The organism is Pseudomonas sp. BN606 (assembly GCF_029873115.1).
GTDB lineage: Bacteria > Pseudomonadota > Gammaproteobacteria > Pseudomonadales > Pseudomonadaceae > Metapseudomonas.
Window position 1 is genome coordinate 139,452 of record NZ_SSOF01000088.1, and the last position, 22,397, is coordinate 161,848.

General features: G+C 56.7%; 18 protein-coding genes, 1 tRNA gene and 3 pseudogenes. 18 read left to right on the forward strand and 4 right to left on the reverse strand.

Features of this window, described 5'->3' with window-relative positions:
* Window positions 1–150: 150 nt before the first annotated feature.
* Window positions 151–226, forward strand: a tRNA-Gly gene (locus E8E75_RS28990).
* Between the two features lie 224 nt (window positions 227–450).
* Complete coding sequence (locus E8E75_RS28995) at window positions 451–2,277, forward strand: integrase arm-type DNA-binding domain-containing protein (RefSeq protein WP_280360092.1); 1,827 nt, start codon at window positions 451–453, stop codon at window positions 2,275–2,277.
* 208 nt (window positions 2,278–2,485) lie between these two features.
* On the opposite strand, the pseudogene E8E75_RS29000 reads toward E8E75_RS28995, so the two are convergent.
* A pseudogene (locus E8E75_RS29000) lies at window positions 2,486–2,619 on the reverse strand (DNA-binding protein); the annotation flags it as partial.
* A gap of 181 nt (window positions 2,620–2,800) precedes the next feature.
* Here E8E75_RS29000 and E8E75_RS29005 point away from each other — a divergent pair.
* The 6 genes from E8E75_RS29005 to E8E75_RS29020 all read left to right on the forward strand — a co-directional run bounded on the left by E8E75_RS29005 (window position 2,801) and on the right by E8E75_RS29020 (window position 5,600).
* Complete coding sequence (locus tag E8E75_RS29005; protein ID WP_280360093.1) at window positions 2,801–3,742, forward strand: site-specific integrase; 942 nt, start codon at window positions 2,801–2,803, stop codon at window positions 3,740–3,742.
* Between the two features lie 221 nt (window positions 3,743–3,963).
* Window positions 3,964–4,170, forward strand: a complete 207-nt coding sequence (locus E8E75_RS29010; protein ID WP_280360094.1) for an MbcA/ParS/Xre antitoxin family protein — start codon at window positions 3,964–3,966, stop codon at window positions 4,168–4,170.
* A 78-nt stretch (window positions 4,171–4,248) separates the two neighbouring features.
* On the forward strand, window positions 4,249–4,503 hold the full coding sequence (locus E8E75_RS29385; protein ID WP_348530033.1) for a hypothetical protein: 255 nt from the start codon (window positions 4,249–4,251) through the stop codon (window positions 4,501–4,503).
* Between the two features lie 23 nt (window positions 4,504–4,526).
* Window positions 4,527–4,688: an inositol monophosphatase family protein gene (locus E8E75_RS29390; protein WP_348530034.1), complete on the forward strand. Its 162-nt coding sequence runs from the start codon at window positions 4,527–4,529 to the stop codon at window positions 4,686–4,688.
* Complete coding sequence (locus E8E75_RS29395; protein ID WP_348530036.1) at window positions 4,648–5,094, forward strand: hypothetical protein; 447 nt, start codon at window positions 4,648–4,650, stop codon at window positions 5,092–5,094. The genes E8E75_RS29390 and E8E75_RS29395 overlap by 41 nt, the downstream gene beginning before the upstream one ends.
* 191 nt (window positions 5,095–5,285) lie before the next feature.
* Window positions 5,286–5,600, forward strand: a complete 315-nt coding sequence (locus E8E75_RS29020; RefSeq protein WP_280360095.1) for a hypothetical protein — start codon at window positions 5,286–5,288, stop codon at window positions 5,598–5,600.
* Between the two features lie 568 nt (window positions 5,601–6,168).
* Here the strand turns inward: E8E75_RS29020 and E8E75_RS29030 are convergent.
* Both E8E75_RS29030 and E8E75_RS29040 read right to left on the reverse strand, forming a co-directional pair.
* Window positions 6,169–6,525 carry a histone-like nucleoid-structuring protein, MvaT/MvaU family gene (locus E8E75_RS29030; protein ID WP_280360096.1) on the reverse strand — a complete coding sequence of 119 codons (357 nt, stop codon included), beginning with the start codon at window positions 6,523–6,525 and terminating at the stop codon, window positions 6,169–6,171.
* Between the two features lie 372 nt (window positions 6,526–6,897).
* Window positions 6,898–7,295: pseudogene (locus tag E8E75_RS29040) on the reverse strand (CmpA/NrtA family ABC transporter substrate-binding protein); the annotation flags it as partial.
* A gap of 218 nt (window positions 7,296–7,513) precedes the next feature.
* Between E8E75_RS29040 and E8E75_RS29045 the strand changes: the two are divergent.
* The 7 genes from E8E75_RS29045 to E8E75_RS29075 all read left to right on the forward strand — a co-directional run bounded on the left by E8E75_RS29045 (window position 7,514) and on the right by E8E75_RS29075 (window position 17,728).
* A complete protein-coding gene (locus E8E75_RS29045) occupies window positions 7,514–8,461 on the forward strand; it encodes an alpha/beta hydrolase (RefSeq protein ID WP_280360100.1) in 948 nt (315 codons plus the stop codon).
* A gap of 161 nt (window positions 8,462–8,622) precedes the next feature.
* Window positions 8,623–10,350 carry a DUF1302 family protein gene (locus E8E75_RS29050; protein ID WP_280347768.1) on the forward strand — a complete coding sequence of 576 codons (1,728 nt, stop codon included), beginning with the start codon at window positions 8,623–8,625 and terminating at the stop codon, window positions 10,348–10,350.
* A gap of 31 nt (window positions 10,351–10,381) precedes the next feature.
* Window positions 10,382–11,722, forward strand: coding sequence for a DUF1329 domain-containing protein (locus E8E75_RS29055; protein WP_280347770.1), 1,341 nt, complete (start codon window positions 10,382–10,384; stop codon window positions 11,720–11,722).
* 59 nt (window positions 11,723–11,781) lie between these two features.
* Window positions 11,782–12,822 (forward strand): alcohol dehydrogenase catalytic domain-containing protein, encoded by a 1,041-nt coding sequence (locus E8E75_RS29060; RefSeq protein ID WP_280347771.1) that lies wholly within the window; start codon window positions 11,782–11,784, stop codon window positions 12,820–12,822.
* Between the two features lie 256 nt (window positions 12,823–13,078).
* Window positions 13,079–14,197, forward strand: a complete 1,119-nt coding sequence (locus E8E75_RS29065) for a YCF48-related protein (protein WP_280347772.1) — start codon at window positions 13,079–13,081, stop codon at window positions 14,195–14,197.
* A gap of 32 nt (window positions 14,198–14,229) precedes the next feature.
* The gene (locus E8E75_RS29070) at window positions 14,230–16,650 is read left to right on the forward strand and encodes an MMPL family transporter (protein WP_280360101.1); all 2,421 of its coding nucleotides are present in this window, start codon (window positions 14,230–14,232) and stop codon (window positions 16,648–16,650) included.
* A 163-nt stretch (window positions 16,651–16,813) separates the two neighbouring features.
* On the forward strand, window positions 16,814–17,728 hold the full coding sequence (locus E8E75_RS29075) for a helix-turn-helix transcriptional regulator (RefSeq protein ID WP_280360102.1): 915 nt from the start codon (window positions 16,814–16,816) through the stop codon (window positions 17,726–17,728).
* 148 nt (window positions 17,729–17,876) lie between these two features.
* On the opposite strand, the pseudogene E8E75_RS29080 reads toward E8E75_RS29075, so the two are convergent.
* A pseudogene (locus E8E75_RS29080) lies at window positions 17,877–18,023 on the reverse strand (transposase domain-containing protein); the annotation flags it as partial.
* Between the two features lie 187 nt (window positions 18,024–18,210).
* Here E8E75_RS29080 and E8E75_RS29085 point away from each other — a divergent pair.
* The 3 genes from E8E75_RS29085 to E8E75_RS29095 all read left to right on the forward strand — a co-directional run bounded on the left by E8E75_RS29085 (window position 18,211) and on the right by E8E75_RS29095 (window position 22,386).
* Window positions 18,211–20,028 (forward strand): NAD(P)/FAD-dependent oxidoreductase, encoded by a 1,818-nt coding sequence (locus E8E75_RS29085; RefSeq protein WP_280360103.1) that lies wholly within the window; start codon window positions 18,211–18,213, stop codon window positions 20,026–20,028.
* Between the two features lie 84 nt (window positions 20,029–20,112).
* Entirely contained in the window at window positions 20,113–20,928 is an 816-nt protein-coding gene (locus E8E75_RS29090) for a coniferyl-alcohol dehydrogenase (protein WP_280360104.1), read from the forward strand.
* Between the two features lie 39 nt (window positions 20,929–20,967).
* The gene (locus tag E8E75_RS29095) at window positions 20,968–22,386 is read left to right on the forward strand and encodes an aldehyde dehydrogenase family protein (RefSeq protein WP_280360105.1); all 1,419 of its coding nucleotides are present in this window, start codon (window positions 20,968–20,970) and stop codon (window positions 22,384–22,386) included.
* Window positions 22,387–22,397 lie beyond the last annotated feature (11 nt).

The following is a 22,397-nucleotide window of genomic DNA, read 5'->3' on the forward strand; positions in this document are numbered from 1 at the left end:
GTTGGTAGAGCACGACCTTGCCAAGGTCGGGGTCGCGAGTTCGAGTCTCGTTTCCCGCTCCAGATTCAAAAGCAGAGCCAATGCCCTGCTTGCCCAAGCCCGATAAGGGTTGAGGGACGCACCGAAAGGTGCAGGCTGTAAAAGTTGCATGCGGGAATAGCTCAGTTGGTAGAGCACGACCTTGCCAAGGTCGGGGTCGCGAGTTCGAGTCTCGTTTCCCGCTCCAAATTATGATCTACAGATGTCCAGTGAGGTCTGTAAGTCATTGAAAAAAGGGCCGTAAGGCCCTTTTTCGTTCCAGCGAATTCTTCTGAAATCTACCCCCTGCCAGGGCTTTTAAGTCCATTTTAAAGTCCATCTTTACGGGGGATGTGGTTTCCGGATTGTTGCTGGAGGAGCGAGGTCGGCGAGACAAGCATCTGGTCCTGACTCCTGTTCAGGAACTCGATCATGGCACTCACAGACGTCGCTGTCCGGCAGGCCCGGACTATTGGCAAAGACTATACCCTTCCTGACTTCGATGGCCTGTCGTTGGCGGTGTCTGCCACGGGCGGTAAGTCCTGGCACTTTAGATACTACTGGGCGGCCAAGCAGAAGCGGATGTCCTTGGGCACCTATCCGGAGGTCAGTCTCCGGGAAGCGCGTGCGCTGCGCGATGAGGCTCGCGCCCAGTTGGCGAAGGGGGTCAACCCCAAGATTGACCGCAAGCAGAAGCTACGGGCTGTCCGTTTGGCGACGGAGAACAACTTCCAGTCGGTGTATCTGCAGTGGCTGGCACACCGCAAGTTGGAGCTCAATGAGGGGCGGCAGAGCACGCTCTCGCAAATCCAGCGTGTCTTCGACAAGGATGTTTTGCCCGTCCTGGGCACCGTAACCATCTTCGATATTCGCCGTGCCCATCTGCTGGACGTACTTGCCAAGGTCGAGCAACGCGGGGCCTTCACAACTGCGGAGAAGGTGCGCACCTGGTTCCGGCAGTTGTTCCGCTTTGCCATGGTGAAAGTCGAAGGGTTGGAAGTTAACCCTGCGTCCGATCTGGACGTGGTTGCAGCCCCCAAGCCACCCGTTGCTCATAACCCGTTCCTGCGCTTGCATGAGTTGCCCGAGCTGTTGCACAAGATGCGCCGTTATAGAGGCAGCATCACCACGCAACTGGGGCTTCGTTTGTTGCTACTAACTGGCGTGCGCACCGGCGAATTGCGCCTGGCGACCCCGGATCAATTCGACCTGGAACGTGGTTTGTGGATCATCCCGCCGGAAGTGGTTAAGCAACTGCAGGACGGCATGCGCAAGCGTGGAAAGAGGCCGCAGGACATTCCACCCTACATCGTGCCGCTATCTGTCCAGGCAATCGAGATCGTTCGCTACTTGCTGGAGCGGGTCAATCCTGCGCAGCGCCATCTGCTGGCTCACCGTGGGGACCTAAAGAGGTGCATCAGCGAGAACACGCTGAATGCAGCGCTCAAACGCATGGGCTATGAGGGGTTGCTCACCGGTCATGGCATTCGTGGCACGCTCTCCACAGCGCTCAACGAAATTGGCTACCCCAGAATTTGGGTGGATGCCCAGCTCTCGCACGCGGACCCCAACAAGGTCAGCGCAACTTACAACCACGCCCTGTATGTGGAGCCGCGTCGGAAGATGATGCAGGACTGGGCGGATCGGCTCGATCTGCTGGAGCAGGGAGAGGCCAAGGCTGCCAGCACACACCTGACTATCCGCATTGATGGCATGCCGGTGCTGTACGAAGGTGCTGTGGATTCAATTGAGTCGGGTGCGTCTCCGATCCTGCTGCCGTCAACGGTGGGCGCGTTGGTCAAGCGCCTGTCAGCGGTGCCCATGCCGCTCGAGCCAGTTTCAGTGGCGGAGGCAGTGGTTTCGGAGGTCCAGCGCGAGCGTATGGAAATGCTCGAAACCTACGAGGCACCTCACAATTTGCCGGTGGTCCAGTTCGCCAAGCTGGCCGGCAAATCTCGGGATCAGATCAACCGCGAGATCAAGGCCGGCAAGTTGCTGACCTTGAGCATGGGCAATCGCGGCCAGCGGATTCCCGACTGGCAGCTTGATCCGCTTAAGCAAAGGCTGGTGCACGCGGTGCTGATGCGTTCGGAGGGTGTCGACTCGTGGCGACTCTATCAACTGCTGTTGCAGCCTCGGGGCTCATTGGGCGGGCGTTCGGCCATTGAGGGTGTCTCGCTTGCGAATCTCCATGAGGTAGTCCAGATGGTCAGCGGTGATCTTGCTCGGGATAGATACCCAGTAGGGGAAGTCGCGTAGTTTTCCTCTGTGTAGGGCAGCGAGATCGGTTGCTCGGAATCAGCAAGCGCGGAGATGGCTGCGATATGCCTGCTGTCGGCCCGCGACCGTTTCGCGCTCCGCCGCGCCGAAGTCTTCCGCCTCCTGGCGTAGCCGGTCCGCAAGACCGGAGATGAAGCTGACTATTTCGTCGCCCAGGCCTGGGCCGTTGGCTACAGGAGGTGTATCAGCGTTGAATGGTGCTTTTCGAGCCGGTATTGCCCAGTTCAATGCGCACGGCGTCAATGCTGGGCGCACCCCGCGTGCCAGGAGTGCGTTTCGGGCCTTCTGCACTAACGCCTTGTTGATGCCGCTACGCGCCATGGCGCTGGTCACTCCGACGATTTCGTGGTGTGACATGGAGTATGAAAGTACAGCTGTGCCAGCCCCCGGATTACGGCGATAGATCCAGACGAACTGGCTCTTGAGAAGCGGGCATTCTCAAACCTCAGCGGTGGTGGACGGGCGGAAGGGCAGTTTTTCCAGTACGCAGGCGGGCGGGACGGTGACGGAGAAGGTCGATCGCTACCGGCAGGCCGCGCGGCGCGAGAGCACCGAGCGCCGCTATCAGCAGGCACTCGCCCATTTCGAGGAAACCTGGGGTGGCTTCCTGCCCGCCAGCAGTGAGGCCATTGCCCGCTATCTGGCGGATTACGCCGAGACCCTGGCCAGCTCGACCTTGCGGGCGAATCTCGCTGCCCTGGCCAGCTCGACCTTGCGGGCGAATCTCGCTGCCCTGGCCAAGTGGCACCTCAGTCAGGGCTTTCCCGATCCGACCAAGGCGCCGCAGGTACGGGAGGTGCTGCGCGGCATCCAGGCCCTGCACCCCCGGCTGGAGCGGCAGGCAGAGCCCCTGCAATTGAGCGAGTTGACATGCTGCATCGACTGGCTAGTGGCGCAGGAACAGCTCGAACCTGGCAACCTATTGCGCTGCCGGCGCGACCGCGCCCTGATTCTGCTCGGCTTCTGGCGGGCCTTCCGCAGCGATGACCTGTGCCGGCTGCGGGTGGAATTCATTGACGCGCGTCCAGGGGAAGGCCTGGAGCTGTTGCTGCCGAGTAGCAAAGGGGACCGTGACAACCAGGGGCAAGTGTTCACGGTGCCCGCATTGAAGCGCTTGTGCCCGGTGGAGGCGTATCTCGATTGGCTGGCGGTCTCTGGGTTACAGCAAGGGCCGGTGTTTCGGGCCTTGGATCGCTGGGGGCATCTGGCCGACACCGGGCTGCATCCCTACAGCGTGTCGCGGATCCTTCGCCGGGTGTTGGTGCGCAGCGGCCTGGAGGGGAGCCGGTTCAGTAGTCACTCCCTGCGCCGCGGGTTTGCGACCTGGGCGAGTCGCAACCAGTGGAGCGCCAAGGCGCTGATGAGTTACGTCGGCTGGCGCGATGCCAAGGCCGCTTTGCGCTATGTTGAGCCGGAGATGCCGTTTGGCGAGCTGCGCCGCTAGTCGTGAATGGCCCCGTCGTCGGTTGTTTGCTCCGACTTGCTCGGTGGGCGAGGGGGCAAGCGGGACTCGCGCGGTGAGCGAGCCTGCCGACAGGAGGGCAGGTGACCGGACCTGACCCCACACGAACAGCCTCGCTAGCGCATCGGCGTCGGAGGGGCATCAAGCTTAGGCTTGGTTAACTGGGGCCGGGTGGGTGCATCGCTCGGCGAGGAGCGACCATAATGAGTGAGAGTTTTGCTGTGCAGTATTCCAAAATGCTGAAGCGCGCCACGCAAGTTCTCGGCAGTCGAAAGGCCGCCGAGCGCTGGATGGAGGCGCCGTCCTTGGGGCTCGAGGGGCGTCGTCCGATCGACATGCTCGCCAGCGCAGAGGACCTGGAAGTGCTCATGACCTTTCTCGGGCGTATCGAGTATGGGGTTTATCACTGACCCTGAGTTGTAAGGCCGCCGTTGCCGGCCTGGCGTGACCTGCTATCCCCTTTGCAAGCCCACTGTGAGGGTACCGGCATGCGTGAACGACCTGTCCCGTTGTCACCGGGGGCGTTAGCTTGCCAGGGCGTCGATCGCGTCCTGCTCGAGGCGGTGATCGCCTTGGTGCTGGAGGCTGGGCATCTGATTGCTGCGGAACTGGTGCGACCCGGGGGACCGAGAGGCGCCGGGGACAAGGCCGAGATTGATGTCGAGGTTGAGGTGATACTGCGCCAGGGACTGACTAAGCTGCTGGCCTGTGACTTTGTCGGTGAGAAACCGGTGTGCAGCTGACGGGGCATCACGATTGCTGGGTTGTGGATCCCAATGATGGCACCCGTGACTTCCTGCAAGGCCACCTGGGCTCGGCGATTTCCGTGGGCTTGCTACGAGAGTGTGTGCCGGTACTGGGCGTCGTCTTTGCCCCGCTGACGGCGCATGGCACCGATTGCATGGCATGGGCCGAGGTTGCTCCGTAATGGCGCGTTGATTGCGCCGAACATCGCGACAGGCGGACTGGCGGAAGGTGCGCAAGTCTTCGTCAGCCTCGCGGCGGGCGCCCGGCCGACCCAGAACGCCGAGCTTTGTGCGCCCGCCACCTTCCACCCTATGCCCAGCATTGCCTATCGGCTTGCGCGGGTGGCCGCGGGGGACGGGATCGCTGCAGTATCCTTGTACGCGGTGTCGACCCACGATGTGGTGGCAGGCCACGCGCTGCTGCGGGCCGGTGGCGGTGGCCTCTGGAACGAACGGGGACAGGCCTTGGGTTACGCGACAGCGGTGACATTCAATCAACCAGTCGGGTATTGCTTCGGCGGCGGGGAAATAGCCTGTCAGGAACTGATGAAGCGCCCGTGGCAGATTGTTCTCGCGGGCGGAGCATAACTGTGTGGCGGGCCTACACGCGGGCAGTCGCCCTACCCTATGTGAAAGCCAACTGCTGAGTTCTGCTGCGGGTCCGGAGCACCGATGGGCCGTATTCGGGGGAGCACGTCATCCCACCGAGCAAAGCGCCTACAGGAGTATCGTGTGCCAGATAAGCAAAGGCGTACATATATCCGGGTAGGAGGTGCTCGATGAAGATAGCTGCTATGGAACAGGCCGAATCGGTCCGTGATGTCCTGTGCGACGTCTGTGGCACTAGCACGCGTATTCAAGGGGATGGATCGCAATTTGGCACGCTTCGCGCCAGTTGGGGCTATGGCTCGGCCCATGATGGCGAACGCTATGAGGTCCATCTGTGCGAACCCTGTTTTTTCAGGACGCTTTCAGGCCTCAGCCGTGACCGCATGGTGAACTTCATGTTCAGTGAGGAGGATCAAGACCTCAGCGATTTTGGGCGCGTTGCTCGCGATGATCTGTCCAATGACGGCGGCAATTCGGTCACCTGATTTCCCTGCTGGAGCAGCATCCTGGGTCTAGCCGGCATTTCACCTGGAATTGCAGATTCAACGTCAGCGGGGCGGTGTATGAAACGCTTTACTCAGGGAGAGCATCTAGGCTAAAGCTCTAGGCATTTAGCTGTCCCGACTGCCTGAAAATTGCTACGGCAGCAGCTTGTTCACGTCATGAGCAGTGGCAGTGACTGAAGGCCGAACGGTGTCGATCTTAAGCTGTGCGGTCTCACTGGACCCAAGATCTTACTGCTGCAGCACCATACTCGACCTTCCAAGCGTTTATCGGCTCGCGCGGGTGGCCGCAGGGGATGGGATTGCAGCGGTGTCGTTGTACGCGGTGTCGCCCCACGATGTGGTGGCTGGTCACGCGCTGCTGCGGGCAGGTGGCGGCGGCCTATGGAATGAGCAGGGGCTAGAGTTGGGTTACGCCACGCCAGCGGAGTTCAATCAATCCGCTAGACATTGTTTCGGAGGGGCTGAAGCGGCTTGCTTCGGGCTGATGCAGCGTCCATGGCGGACTGTTTTACTCGACCGCCATGAATAGCCACGAAGCCGCGCCTCTTCACTGGACCCACGATTTTACTGTCGCGGCTCCATACTCGGCTTTCCAAGCATTCAGCACCTTGTTGTTACCGCCCTTCGTCTCGACCACTTCATTGGTGTGCGGATTCTTGTAGGTCTTGACGGTGCGCTCGCGACGGTGGCCCTTCTGAACCGGCAGGGGCGCGCGGGTGCGACCGGGGTCTAGGATGTTGATTACCGCCTTTAGCCCCAAGCCATATTCATCCAGAAGCGCTCGGAGTTTGGTTTCAAACTCAATTTCGCGCTTGAGCTCTGAGTCGTTTTTGAGGCTGTTCAGCGCGGTGAGTTGTTCCGCCAGTTGTGCTTCCAGGCGTTTAAATTCAGCCAGTTTGCTCATTGCGTTCTCCTTAGCGTGATGCCAATGGACGCCGCAGTTGGCCGGCAATGCCCACATATACTCTGGCGGTTGTCATTGCTCTTGATTGGCTTACAAGAATGGCTCTGTTCCAAACCATCAGTCCAAATTCTCTGCTATGTGCCTGACGAGCTTGAGTGGTTCGGCGCTGTCGATGATAGAGAACATCAGATCTCGTTTGCTGCGGGGAAGCCGTTGGGCGCAGCGTTTCGCAGTAGCCTTGATGGCTCTATCCGAACAGTGAATCTGAGCGGCGAGCAAGAGGGCAATGGTGGCGTCCAATAAAGTCAAACTGCGATGCCTTGTGTCAGTTAGTAAGCCAGTATTCGCCAACTTGTAGGTCACTTCAAGTTAGAGGATGCGCTGTTCGATGACGTCCGCCGGGGCGTTGACGTAGGCCTTGCCGGCGATGAGTTTGGCAGTGGCCTACTTGTTCTCATCGTTGGCGTTGATTATGCGGCTGGCGTCGAGCAGAGCCATTACCAGGGCCCGCGCGGTAACGGGGTTCTGCTCGACGAAGTCGCGCGAGCAACCCAGCACTTTCTCCGGATGGTCCGCCCAGATCTGCTGGGTGGTGGTGGCGGTGAAACCGATCTTGTCGAAGATCGCCGATGCACCACAGGACTTGCCGACGCAGAAGCCGTCCATGTTGCCGACGTGCAGGTAGGCGGCCATCTGCGGCGGCACGGTGATGTCTTCACATCGGCTATCGAGTTGATGCCGTGGCTGGCCAGACAGTAGTAGAGCCACATGGTGTCCTGGGCATGCGCGTCGGCCCCTGGGAAACTGAAATTCCATAGACCTACTGGCCATAGCACGTACCTCTGTGTCCCCCGTCAGGGGGGCAGACACTCATGCCGGCATGCTGGAACCTAACCCAAAGAAGCTTTCGGGCGGCGCTCTGCCAAGGACGTTCAATTCGGCATGCAGCGCCTTCTTTTGTCGCAAATTGCTCTTGGGAGAGATTCGGATGTCGCTTGATCCAGAGGTCACGGCACTGCTGAGTTTGATTGAGGAGCACCTACCTGCGCTTGGCAGTGTGCCAATCGATGTGTATCGCGGCATTAATGGCAGCTTGGTCTCCGCTATGCCCCCGGGGCCTGAGTTACATCAGGTGAAAGACATGGACTTCGCTGGACCTGGTGGCAACCTACGGCTACGCCTGTACGTGCCGCAGGCCGTTAATCCCGAACTAGTGATCTTGTATTTCCATGGTGGTGGTTGGACCGTTGGGGATCTGGACAGCCATGACGCGGCGCTACGAATGCTGGCAAAGGACACTGGAGCAGCATTGGTGTCAGTCGATTATCGATTGGCGCCGGAGCATTCTTTCCCGGCGGCTATTGACGATGCCTACGCCGCGCTGACCTGGGTAAGTGATGCCTTACCGCGCTGGTTTGGCTCCCCGCTCCCGCTGGTGGTAGGTGGTGACAGCGCGGGGGGGAATCTGTCTGCGGTGGTTTCTATTATGGCCCGCGATCGCCAGGGGCCATCGATCACTGCTCAGCTGCTTCTCTATCCCAGCACTGCCGGCTGTGAGTTTATCAATTCACCGCATCTATGTGGTGAAGAGCCACCATTTCTCAGGCTGTCGGACATCAATTGGTTCTTTGATCAATACGTGCCCGACTGTGCCACTCGCCGCGATCCTCGTTTTGCACCACTGCTCATGGACGACCTTCGTGGTCTGCCGCCAGCACTGGTATTGACTGCTCAGTACGACCTATTGACAGCGGAGGGAAAGACTTACTCGAGGCGTCTCAAGGATGCAGGTACTCCATGTGAGTTCTTGTGTTATGACGGCACGGTGCATGGGTTCTTCTCTCTGGCGCCTACTCAGCGTCAGGCTGTTCAAGCGCGTAAGGATATAGGCGCATTTCTGAATAGAGTGGTGAGGAGGGCGCCCATAAAGTCGTAAGAAACTTTTCATCTATATTTGTGGGTGAGAAGAATTGCAAGAAATTCAATTATTGCCAATGGCGTCGAGTGCGCGGCTCGCTGTGAAGTAAGTGTAGTTAAGGGCCGGCTGCATCAGATTCCGATTATAAAAACAAAACTAAAGTCGGGAGTATTGTAACTGTGAACGTTCAGAAAAGTAGTAATGATCACCTGGCCATTCCAGCGCGAATCGGCGCAAAAATATCTGTGGGTTCCAGCGTTCTGTTGCTGGCTGCTTCAGCCCACGGTATTGAGTTGGGATCAAACCCCGATTTACAAATAAAATGGGATAACACTCTTGCGTACACTATCGGTGCCCGCGTAAAGGATGCTGATAGACGCATTGCTACTAACGTCAATTTCGACGAATCTGACAACCTCTTTTCTGACGCTGGTGACGTGGTCACCAACCGAATTTCAGTTCTTAGCGAGTTCGATACCGTCTACAAGGAAAACTACGGTTTCCGAGTGAGTGCTTCTGCCTGGAAGGACTTCGCGTACGACAACTCATCCTCCACCGCCTCGGGTGATTTTATACCAGGGGTGCCTTACCGCGAACTGGCAAGCTATGACAATCGGCGATACTCCTCTTACACGAAGCGTAACTATGTGCAAGGCGCTGAAATATTGGATGCCTTCGTGTTTGGCGGTTTTGATTTGGGCGATCACCGAGTGGACCTTAAGCTCGGCCAGCTAATGCAATACTGGGGTAACTCGATTTTCCAAGGTTTTCACAGTATTTCCTATTCACAATCTCCTCTTGATCTGGGTAAGGCCTTGGCTAACCCGGGTGCTCGATTGAATGAACTGTTCCTGCCTCGGGAGCAGATCGCCGGTCAAATTCAGTTGACCCCGGACCTTAGTCTGGCGGCCCAGTATTTTTTTGGCTGGGATCACGATCGACTACCTGAAGGTGGCACCTACTTGGGCTTTGCCGACTTCTTGTTTAACGGGCCTGACAAGGCATTTTTGGGCCAGTTCGATCCCGTCACGGGAGCGCCGGTATTGGTACGGCGAAGCAGTGCCTTCGAGCCGGACGATAACAACGGGAATTTTGGCTTGGCCCTGCGCTGGTCGCCTGAGTTCCTACGGGGAACTGTTGGGGCTTACTACCGGCATTTTGATGAAACACAGCCTTGGGCTCCTTTGCTGGGAGTGGACCCATCCACCGGTGGTCTGAATTATCACTTGGCATACGCCAAGGGCGTCGACATGTTTGCGCTGAGCCTCGACAAGCAGATTGGCGATTACAGCTTCGGCTTTGAGCTGTCTCACCGCAGAAACACCGCTCTGATGTCCACGACCGGCCCGTTACCCAGCGATCTTTCTGGGAAAGAAGGTGCACGAGGCAACACAGTGCATGCAATCGCCAACGTGGCCATAGGCCTGACACCGACCCGGTTCTACGACACTGGCACTGCGCTTGTTGAGTTGAGTTGGGGTCACCTGCTGAGTGTCACTGAGAATAAGGAGCTCTATAACGGTGAAGGTACTGCTGCGTGCCGTCGCAAGTGGGACGGCTGTTCCACCGATGACGTGGTGAATTTGGCGTTCCAATTTGAACCACAATGGCTGCAGCCTATCGCTGGAGTGGACCTGTCGTTACCGATCAGCGGAACGTACGGGGTATATGGCAATGGCGCGACCCTATCTAGTGGATATCAGGGTTCGATGAACTATTCAGTTGGACTGAGTGCCGATATCCAGCGGCAGTACAAAGTCAAACTGGCCTACAACGGCTACTACTACCGCCCAGGCTCGCAGGCGTCCTATACGCCCGGTGGTCCTGAGCATTACGAGTCCGGCAATGGCTATTACTGGCTCAACGACCGTGACTGGGTGTCGCTGACATTCCAGGCGACTTTCTGACCATCGACCTTCACGCGAGCGAGGATTAACCATGAACCGAGGCCGTATTTACTCATTTCTTTGCATGACTCTGATTTTCAAGGCGAGCACAATTTATGCCGCTGAAGATCTGACACCATGGGGCGCAATAAAGGGTGCAAACGCTGACGGCTCAATTCCTGTCTACAGCGATGCGCCCACTCAGCCACCGGCGGGCTTTTCCGGCGAGGCCGGGCACTATCCAGATCCATTTGCCAACGAAAAGCCGCTGTACTCTGTGAGCAACGGTAACCAGGGCCAGTATGCTGACGTCCTCACTGACGGCGTTAAAGAACTTCTGAAACGATTCCCCAGCTATCGAGTTGATGTTTACCCGACCCATCGTACCCACCGCTATTCGACCTGGGAGCTTCAGCAGATTGCCAAGAACGCCACTTCAGCCAAGTTGGTAGGTGAAGGGGATGGTGTCGAAGGTTCCTACGGCCCCGTGCCGTTTCCTAAACCGAGCAACGGTTATGAAGTGCTGTGGAATCATTACAACCGGTCGGAACCGGCAGCCTTCCAGTTTCGTGCATGGGGTTACTTGGTGGATGCTTCGGGTCGGCCGACCCTCATCGAAGACCTTTCTCTAAAAACCCTCAAGCTGGTTCATGATCAGCGCAAGACTAGTCTGGAGGGCCCTTACAAGCAGAAAACTCGCATGACCTACCAAGGGCCTGCGTCTCAGTCCGGCACGCAGTTGCTGTGGTTCTACTCGCAGAACTACAGCAAGGATAATCAGATCTTTTATTCGTACACGCCTGGTCAGCGACGTGTGCGAATAGCTCCGGAGTTTGCCTATGACACTCCGGTAGCCAGCAAGGGAGGGGCAATTGTCTATGACGAAGTATCTCTTTTCGAGGGGCGTCCGGATCGCTTTGATTTCAAGATTGTAGGCCGCAAAGAAATAATTGTGCCCTATAACAACAACCGCATGAACGAACCATCTGCTACTAAGGAGTCCGTTCTCGGCAAGAATTTTATAAGCCCCGACTGGATGCGTTGGGAGAAGCATCGGGTATGGGTGCTTGAGGCGAACCTAAAACCCGGAAAGCGCCACATTTACAGTAAGCGCCGATTTTACGTGGATGAGGACAGCTGGGCGATCTTGGCTTCTGAATCCTATGATCAAGCTGGAAAGCTTTACCGTGTGGGTATGATGAACCCTGTACTGATGTATGACACCGGTACTCAATGGTGCAATTCGTTCATCATTTATGACTTGATCAAGAACAACTACTCAATCTCGGTTTGGTTGGGCGGCAATGAACGCAATTTCCTCAAGGCTCAAAAAGAGCTGTTTGCAGAGAAGGAGTTTACTCCCGAAGCAGTTCAGGCATCTGGCGTGCGTTGACATTGCACAAAAAAGGCCCGCGTAACATTGCGGGCCTTTCATGGGATCAGGAGAGAGGAATGAAAGCTCTTGTTTATGCCGGGCCTCGGAAAATTACTTATACCGACATGCCTGACCCGATTATTGAAGAAGATCGGGATGTCATTGTGCAAGTCAGTGCCTGCAGTATTTGCGGTAGCGATCTTCATATTTATGCAGGTGAATCCTTTACAGGTGAATCGGGCGGCTTTTGCGTGGGGCACGAAGCTGTCGGCGAGGTGGTGGCAGTTGGCTCAGGGGTGCGTCACCGAAAGGTAGGCGACCGAGTCATGCTGCCAGCGGCGGTTGGTTGCGGCGAATGTCGTAAATGCCTGGCGGGCGATGTCCTGCAGTGCCTGAATTTCCGGCAGCAGTGCTACGGCTTGGGATCGGCTTTACAGGGTTGCCAAGCGCAACTGGTTCGAGTGCCAGTCGGTGACCTCAACAGCAGCATTATTCCCGATGGGCTGAGTGACGAGCAGGCGTTAATGCTGACCGACAGTATGGCCACGGCATGGTATGGCTGTCGCAACGCTGCAATTCGTCCTGGGGCGGATGTGGCTATTGTAGGGCTCGGTCCTATAGGTCTGATGGCTATTGAGGGCGCCTTTGCCATGGGGGCTGCCCGGGTGTTTGCTATTGACCCGGTGAAGGAACGGCGTGCATGGGCTCAGTCTCTGGGTGCCATTGCTCTGGAGCCGTTGACTGCAGCTGAGGTGATCCGCGACGCGACCGCCGGACAGATGCTGGATTGTGTTGTGGAGGCAGCAGGGACTACCCCTGCATTGACGAACGCTTTGAAGTTGGCCGGACGAGAGAAAAATGTATCGGTTATCGGCGTCAACCTTTCACCCAACTTCCCCTTTCCACTTGGTGAAGTGCTCTTGCGTGGCGTGAATCTGGCGATTGGTACCTGCTCGGTCCCGCGTTACTGGCCCGAGCTGATTCCGCTGGTGCGGGAGGGACGGCTTAACCCCCATCGTTTCATCACCCATCGCGCTCCTCTGGCAGAAGGCGCCGCAATCTACACAGCTTTTGCCGAACGTCAGGAAGGCATATTGAAGGCGGTCCTTAGACCCTAAGGGGTCACAACTGAGTCCGCGGGCTCGGTACGAGGATTTGCTTGGTGCTTCGTGTCCCTCTTCAGGGGGGCAGACAGATCATGTGCCTTGCCTGAAGCTGGGGTCACGAGATGATAGCTGTGAATCGTGATTGCAGCAGATTTACCCAACCAAGGGCGCTCAAGTTCGAAGCTTGTGAAGCTGACTGACTTGTCTAGATCCGCTTGAATACGGCGCCACATTACAAGAACAACAGATGGTCCGGAGTGATGGTAGAGTGAAGAGCCTGCCTGGTAATACCTTTTCTTTGCGCCTGTTCCACCGTGGCGCATGTTCGTTCGGGCTGCGCAGCGGCGTTTTTATGGGTTTGCTGCTTAGCACAGCCACCTTGCTTGCGGCCGATTATCAATTTCGCGATCCATTGAGTCAGCCCGCATTATTTTCCCAATCGCCTCAAACACAGCCAGCTTTCGCGGTGGCCGAAGCGGGTACACGGCTAGTTGCTGTGGGGCCGCGTGGAATGATCTTGGTCTCTGAGGATAAGGGTACCAGTTGGCACCAGTCGCCCGTTGGGGTTAGCTCGGATTTGACATCTGTGTACTTCATCAACGGTCAGAAGGGATGGGCCGCAGGCCACGATGGAGTGATCTTACACAGCGAAGACGGCGGCGAGTCCTGGGTCAAGCAACTTGACGGGCGTCAGGCCGAATACGAGTTCATCCAGCATTACAAGCGCCGCGTGGACGCCGGCCAGCTGGGTTACCAAAGATACTTGGACGAACTGGCGGCAAACTTCCGCAGCGGTCCTAGCCTTCCATACCTTGGCATTTGGTTCGAGAACGAGATGGTGGGCTATGCATTGGGTTCCTTCGGCATGCTCGTGGCCACGTTTGACGGCGGCAAGAGTTGGAAACCCTGGCTGGACCGCATTGATAACCCTCAGGCTCTGAACCTCAATGCCGTACGCGCTATCGATGGTGAACTCTACCTGGTCGGTGAGCGTGGCGCAGTGTTTCGTCTGGACCGCAGCCAGGGGCGCTTTGTTTCACTGCCCACTGGATATCAAGGAAGTTTCTTCGGCATCACTGGCGGCAGCGGGGTGCTGTTGGCTTTTGGTTTGCGAGGTTCTGTCTGGCGCAGTGCCGACAGCGGGCGGAGCTGGAACCGGGTAGAAAGTGGAGTCACTGGCTCCATTAGCGACGGTGACAGCAGCGCCGACGGAAGAAAAGTGCTGCTGGTCAGCGCCACCGGCGACGTGGTGGAAAGCCTTGATGCCGGACTTTCATTTCATTCGCTGACGGTACCGCCCAAGGCCTACACCGGAGCTCGGCTACTGCCTGGCAGCGCGGTGCTTGCCACCCTGCAGGGCATCTACCTCCTGCCGCTGAACCCTTGAACCATTGGCACCGAACTGAGTGGGACTTTCTTATGCGACCTGACAAACAGCAACCTGATGCTATGCCAACGGTGCCTCGTTTTGAGGATTTCAACCGGCATTCGGGAAATGTGATCGAGCGTATCGTGTTCAACAATCGACGGTCGATCATCTCGGTCTGTCTGTTGATCAGTTTGCTGCTGGGTTGGAACGCACTGCAACTGCGGATGAATGCTAGCTTCGAGAGAATGATTCCGCAGTCCCATCCCTACATCCAAAATTATTTGAACAATCAGGACGCCTTACGTGGTCTGGGCGACTCGGTTCGCATCGCAGTAGAGAATACCCAAGGCGATATTTACGATCCTGCGTACCTGGAAGTTTTGCGCACCATCAACGACCGGATCTTCCTGTTACCCGGTGTCGACCGTGCCTTCATGCGTTCGCTGTGGACGCCGCTGGTACGCTGGACTGAGGTCACCGAAGAGGGTTTTACCGGTGGTCCGGTTATGCCCGAGAGCTACGACGGTTCTGTAGCGAGTCTGGCCCAGCTGCGTGGAAATGTGCAGCGCGCAGGTATCGTCGGATCCTTGGTTGCCAACGATGGCCGCTCCAGCTTGGTCCTGGTGCCGTTAATGGAGCGCGATCCGCATACAGGGGAGCCACTAGACTACGCGGCGTTTTCCCGAGCGTTGGAGCATGAGGTCCGCAGTCTTGAGAACGCTCAGATCAAGATCCACATCATTGGTTTCGCGAAGCTGGCGGGGGATCTGATCGACGGCCTGGTTCAGGTGACGCTGTTCTTTGCTGGTGCGGCATTGATCGCACTGCTGATTATTTACCTCTACACCCGCTGCGTGCGTAGCACCTTGATTGTGGTGCTGTGCTCGGTGGTGGCAGTGGTCTGGCAGTTAGGCGTCATGCAAATCCTGGGGTTTGTCGCTGATCCCTATTCGATATTGGTGCCGTTCTTAGTGTTCGCCATTGGCGTATCTCATGGTGCGCAGAAAATGAACGGGATTATGGAGGACATCGGCCGTGGCACCCATAAGTACGTGGCTGCCCGATACACCTTCCGCCGTCTGTTCATTGCTGGCGTCACCGCATTGATAGCCGATGTCGTGGGTTTTGCGGTTCTGACCCTGATCGACATACCCGTGATCCGTGATTTGGCGCTCAGCGCCAGTATCGGCATCGGCATTCTGGTATTCACCAACTTGCTACTGTTACCGATACTGCTCTCGTACACGAGCGTCAGCCCTAAGGCTGCGGCGCGGAGTCTCAAGGCACAGGCGAAGCAGGGCGGAGTCTACGCCGTCCTGGAAGGCTTTTGCGGGCGGCGGGGTGCGCTGCTAGCGGTAACGGCAGCGGCTTCGCTGTTACTGGTGGCTTTAGTCATCCGCACTGATTTGCAAATTGGTGATTTGGACGCCGGTGCGCCGGAGTTGCGCCCGGACTCACGATACAACCGCGATAACCAGTTCATTACCCAGAATTTTGGCCTGTCGAGTGATCAGTTCGCAGTTATCGTCAAATCTTCAGATGGTGGCCTTGGCCAGTTCCCCACGCTGATCGAGGAGGATCGCCTTGAGCAGTTACTGCTTGCTACGCCTGGCGTCCAGACCACAATGGCGGCGGCGAGCTTAGTGCGGCGCACCACGCCTGGCTTCTTCGAAGGCAACTTGAAATGGTTCACCCTGAATCGCGACCCAGCGGTAATCTCCGACGCTCTGAATCAAGTCAGTCTGGCCAATCCGGAGGTGATCAGCGAGGACCGCAGCGTCGGAACGGTAATTGCCTATCTTTCTGATCATAAGGCCGAAACTCTTCAGCGGGTGGTCAAGGCTACCGAGGCCTTCGCTGCTGCTAGTGAGGGCGGGCCGGCGCAGTTCTTGCTGGCCGCAGGCTCTTCCGGTATCGAGGCGGCGACCAATATTGTTGTTGCCGAGGCCAATCACCGTATGCTGTTGCTTGTATACCTGGCTGTGATGCTGTTGTGTTTTATCACTTTCCGGAGTTGGCGCGCAGTGATAGTGGCGGTGCTTCCGCTGATCGTGACCTCGATTCTATGTGAGGCGCTAATGGTGCTTCTGGATATTGGCATCAAGGTTGCTACCTTGCCGGTAATCGCCTTGGGTGTAGGGATCGGCGTGGACTACGCGCTGTACCTGCTTAGCGTGCAGTTGGCGCACCAGCGTAACGGCGTACCGCTGCGTGAGGCCTATAGCCGCGCCTTGCGCTTCACAGGCAAGGTCGTGGCGCTCGTGGGACTTACTCTGGCTGCGGGCGTGGTGCTCTGGGCCGTGTCACCAATAAAGTTCCAGGCAGATATGGGCATCCTGCTGACTTTCATGTTCCTTTGGAACATGGTTGGGGCCTTGGTCTTGATTCCGGCGTTGTCACATTTTCTGCTGCGTACCGAGCATGTATTCAAGCCGGGCTCTGTGAGCTTGACGGCCGCTTCCGCGACCTGAGCAGGCTTTCTGAGGGCTCGGGCTCTGTCCGAGCCGTGCCAGCTCAGCACACGTTCAGTGGTGGTTTTTCCACCAGTACCATAGTAGGGTGATTGCTAGGACGTATCAGCGCGATGGATACAGGCAAAAATAAGAATTACAAGCAATCGCTTGGGAGAATCCTATGCGAAGTTCTCACTTGGAGTCTCGCCAGAAATCAGGCCCGGTTGTCAGGATATTGGATCTGTTCCCGAACTCCTCTCAGCGTGCTACTCCTGGTGGACCGATAATCAACCGCGGCCGTCAGCCAACCCCTGCCAATCCTTTTGCCTTTAACGGATTCCTCGATCTAGTCAGCGCGATCGGCACGTCACGTATGCCTGAGAAGCTGCTGACTGTGCTGCAGGATGTTTGCGGTGCAGACCATTGCGCGGTGTTTGAGCAGCGTGCCGACCATCTAATACAACATGACTCTGCTGGCTTTGACGGAGGAAATCGCATCCTAGAAATGGGCATCACCTACGTCGAGGAGCAGTATTGGCGAGGCGATCCTGTCTACCAGCAGCTGCTGCATAGCCCCCAAGCGCAGGCGGCGGTTGTCTCAAGAATCAACACTGAGGCACTCGAAGACCAAAAATTGCGCACTCTGTACAGTCAAATCAATGCTGAACGCTTTGTCATTAGCGGTCTTCAGTCCGGAAGCGTGTATGGTCTGCATGTCCTGCGTGAGCGTAGTCGTGAAAGCATCAGCGACCTTGAAATCAGTTCCCTCAGTGGGATTGGTTCTTCGCTGATCAGCATTCTGGCCAAACACATCGAAGTGCTAGGGCAGAGACAGCGTATAGGTCGGGTTTGGCAGCTGTCGGAAATCGAGCTGCTGATCAACCAGCAGCCCTCCGATTTGAGCCTGCGAGAGCGCAGCGTATGCGCCAGGATTATCTACGGGATGTCGTCGGCAGGTATTGCGTTGGATTTGGGGATTGGCGAGGAAAGTGTGAAGACCTACCGTAAGCGCGCGTACCAGCGTCTGGGTATCGGTAGCTCTTATGAATTGGGTAAGTGGTTCACCACCTTGCAAGGCATTGCAATGGTCGAATGAGTACCGAAGATTGACGCAACGAGTCATCACTCCTCTCTGATTCCCCTAGGGCGCCGCGACAAACGCGCGCGGCGTTCTTGTTTTTTGCTCAAGAATCTCGCGATCGTAACCCGGTTCGTAAGCGTCTGCCCAACTCACCTTGCGTGAGTTAGGCGGGCTCCCACTGATGCGGCAGCAATTGCTCGATCTCACTCGGCCGCTGCGTCGGCAGCTTTGTGTGCACATCCTTGAGATAGGCATACGGATCGTGCCCGTTGAGGCGTGCTGACTGGATCAAGCTCATGATCGCCGCCGCCCACTTGAGCTGGCTGGTGCCTTTCGCAGAACGCCTGGTTCCTCTAATACTCCCCCCCGCTTTAGCACCCTTCTTGACGTCCCTAGCTAGGGGGACAGACAAGTTCTGTCCGCCAGCCGACCATTAACCCAACGAAAACGCCCTCGGGTGTCTCTCCGAAAAACAACAACATCGTTGGGTATTGATTATGGCTATTGCAACGCACAAAAGGCTTGTGGAACTGTCCAGCGCAGAACTCGGCTTTGATCCAGATTCGCTTCGCGAAAAATATCGCCAAGAGCGCGAGAAGCGACTCAAGCCTGAAGGCAATGAGCAATACATCGAGACTGGCGGGGAGTTTAGTCACTACGTTGATGATCCCTATGCCTCACCGGGCTTCACTCGTGAAGCATTGGATGAGGAAGTTGACGTGCTCATCGTCGGCGGTGGATTTGGAGGCTTGATTGCTGCGGCGCGTCTTCGCGAGGCAGGGCTGCACAACTTCCGAATTGTCGAGAAGGCTTCTGACTTCGGTGGTGCTTGGTACTGGAATCGCTATCCAGGCGTGCAGTGTGATATCGATGCTTACATTTACCTCCCCTTGCTTGAGGAAACCGGGTACATCCCCAAGGAGAAGTATTCCTATGGCCCCGAGATTTTCCAGCACGCGCAGCGTATTGGCAGGCATTTTGAGTTGTACCCAGTGGCGCTGTTTCAAACTCAGGTTTCTGGCGCTCAGTGGGATGAGAGCGCTGGTCGCTGGATCGTCACAACTGACCGCAATGACCGAATCCGGGCGCGCCATGTCGTAATGTCTGGTGGCCCGCTGAATCGGCCAAAGTTGCCAGGCATTTCTGGTATTCAGAAGTTCAAGGGGCACACCTTCCATACCAGCCGCTGGGACTACGAATACACCGGCGGCAATACAGAAGGCGGATTGCACAAGCTTTCGGATAAGCGGGTAGCTGTGATCGGTACAGGGGCTACGGCGATTCAGGCGGTTCCGCATCTGGGGCAGTATGCCCAGCATCTCTATGTGGTCCAGCGTACGCCCTCCTCTGTGGATGCCCGGGGCAATCGGCCGACCGATCCGGAATGGGTGAAAACCCTTACACCAGGTTGGCAGCGGCGCCGAATGGACAACTTCAACACCATTGCATGCGGTGCCCAGGCCTCGGAAGACCTGGTGCAGGATGGCTGGACAGATCTGTTTCTCAACCTGACCCAGGAAGATTTCGCCGGGTCGCCGCACGAGCTGATGCAGGCCATTGAGCTGGCGGACTTCAAGAAGATGAACCAGATCCGCGAGCGCACAGCATCTATCGTGAGCAAACCTGACACTGCGGACGCGCTGAAACCCTGGTATCGCCAGACCTGCAAGCGTCCAGCGTTCAATGATGGTTACCTCCCGACCTTCAATCGACCAAATGTCACGCTAGTAGACACGGACGGAAAGGGGGTCGAACGCCTCACCGAAAACGCGCTGGTGGTGAATGGGGTCGAGTACGAAGTTGATTGCATTGTGTTCGCCACGGGCTTCGAGGTAGGCACCAGCCAATCGCGTAAGGCCGGTTTCGAAATCGTTGGCAGTGGCGGCAAGACTCTCAGCGAGCATTTCTCCGAAGGGCCGCGCACGCTTCATGGCTACTACAGTCATGGTTTCCCGAACTTCTTCCATCTAGGCATTAGTCAGAACGGATACAAGGTCAACTTCATCGACATGCTCGAAGAGCAAGTTGGCCATGTAGTGAAGGTGCTGTCGCACCTTAAGCAACACAACGCAACTCGCATTGAGCCCACCGCCAAGGCCGAGGCCGCATGGGTCAAAACCATCCGTGATAAGTCCGAAGTCTTTGCAGCTTTCGTCGCCGAATGTACACCAGGGTACTACAACGGTGAGGGGGGCGACGTCCGCAAGGGCTTGCTGGTGGAGTGTTATGGCGGTGGCGCCGGTTCGTTGGAGTTCACTGAACTAATGGCCAGTTGGTATGCCGATGGTCGAATGAAAGGTCTCGATATCCGTTAGGTGCGTGCTGCAAGGCTGTCGTTGAAACAGTGACTACAGCCTTTTGTTTAACTCACCTATTCGGCTATCACATGAGGTCTAACGATGTCTTCGATTAATTATTCAGGTAAGTCCATCGTAGTTACCGGTGCGTATTCGGGGATTGGTGCGGCTCTGGTACCTCTGTTGCAGGAGTTTGGTGCTGAGCAGATCACTGTACTAGATGTGCGGCGCCCCACATATGAGGTGGCGCAGTTTATCGAAGTTGACTTGGGTGATCCTGACAGTATTGACGCGGCATTGCCGCTTCTGCCGTCCAGAATTGACGTTCTGTTTAACAACGCAGGTATCCCGGGAACCAGGCCAGTAGAGCAGGTTATGGGGGTCAACCTATTCGCCGTGCAGCGTCTGTCTCGAGCGTTGCTCCCACGGATCCCTCAAGGCGGTTCCATCGTTAATACCGCCTCCATTGCGGGAATAGGCTGGCCGGCAAACCTTTCGGAAATTCTATCGCTACTTCAGTTGGATGACTGGCAGGAGCAATTGGCCTGGCTGCGGGAAAAATCTGAGTTGGTTGGAAATGGCTACAACTTCTCAAAGGAGTGCCTGCAGGTTTACACGATGCTACTTGGGCGAAGTGCATGGTGTACTCGTGGTGTCCGGGTCAACTCAGTGTGTCCGTCCCCGGTAGATACGCCGATTCTCGCAGACTTCCGCGCCACCATGACCGACGCGGCTATTGATCAGGCGATCAGGGAAGGGGGTGGGCAACTCTGCACTCCCCGCCAACAAGCGCAGGTACTGGCGTTTCTCGGTTCTGAGCTCGCCTCTTACGTGAATGCCATCAATATCAATGTTGATGGTGGATACGGTGCTGGATTGATGCTCGGTGAAGTGCGGATTCCACCGTTGTCGGATTGAGTCGCCAGCACAGTCGCTTTACATTACAAGAGGCTCTCCATGTCTGAAATTTACAATCCGATACTCACCATCGGAGGCGAGTCTGTAAGTACTGCTCGCGCGCTAGAGGTAATAAATCCGGCCACTGGCGAAGTGGTTGGTCGGGTACCTGATGCTGGCCTGAAAGAACTGGAACAAGCGGTGCAAGCTGCACAGCAAGCGTTCCTTGTCTGGCGAGCGGCGTCCCTCGATGAGCGAAAAGTAGCGCTCAATGCCTTCGCCAAAGTGCTTGAGGATAACGTTGATGAACTGTCTCGCCTCCTGACACTTGAACAAGGACGTCCGTTAACCCTGGCAAGGGATGAAATTCTTGGTGCTGCATTTTGGATCAGAGGAATTACTCTCCTAGAACTTCCAGTCGAAGTTCAGTTGGAGACTCCGCTCAATCGAGTTGAGGTGCACCAGGAGCCACTGGGTGTGGTCTGCGGAATCGTACCGTGGAACTATCCGGTGATGCTGGGGGCTTGGAAGATCGCCCACGCGCTCTTTACTGGCAACACGTTGGTGCTAAAACCGTCCCCATTCACACCACTGACTACCCTACGGATCGGTGAACTTACCCGAGAGATATTGCCGCCGGGTGTGCTGAACATTATCAGTGGTGGAGATGCCTTGGGCCCAATGATGACCGGACATAAGGCCTTCGCCAAGATTGCATTTACCGGCTCGACCGCCACCGGTAAACGCATCATGGCTTCTGCTGCACAAGACTTAAAACGTCTGACGCTGGAGTTGGGGGGCAATGATGCAGCGATCGTGCTCGCCGATGTCAATGTTGACGATGTAGCTCAGGCGCTTTTCGACGGTGCATTCACCAACAGCGGACAGATCTGTGTTGCCTGCAAGCGTTTGTATATACACGACAGCATATACGACGTACTTCGCGACAAGCTTCATTCTCTGGTGAAGGCTGCCAAGGTCGGGAATGGATTGAATCCGGATGTGCGCTTCGGCCCAGTCCAGAACCTATCGCAATACCGCCGAGTACGACAGCTACGTGACGAGGCCCGCGAGAGTGGCCTGATCTTACTTGAAGGTTCTCCAGTTCCTGACAGTGGCTACTTCCTTCCCCTGACCCTGGTTGATAACCCGCCGGACACTGCGCCTGTGGTCACAGAAGAAGCCTTTGGTCCAATTCTCCCTTTGTTGCGCTTCCACGAAGTTGATGAAGTGATCGAACGGGTCAACCAAAGCGACTTCGGGCTGGCGGCCGCTGTCTGGAGCAGCGATATAGAGCAGGCAAAAGCAATCGCTATGCGCTTGGAGGTGGGCACGGTGTGGATCAACCAGAACCTTGTGTTGCAGCCGGATGTGCCAATGGCTGGATACAAACAGTCCGGCTTCGGCGTAGAGAACAGTGTATCGGGGCTCTTGGCTTTCACTCAGCCTAAAGCAGTTTTCGTTCCCAAGGTTGGGTGACTACATCACCC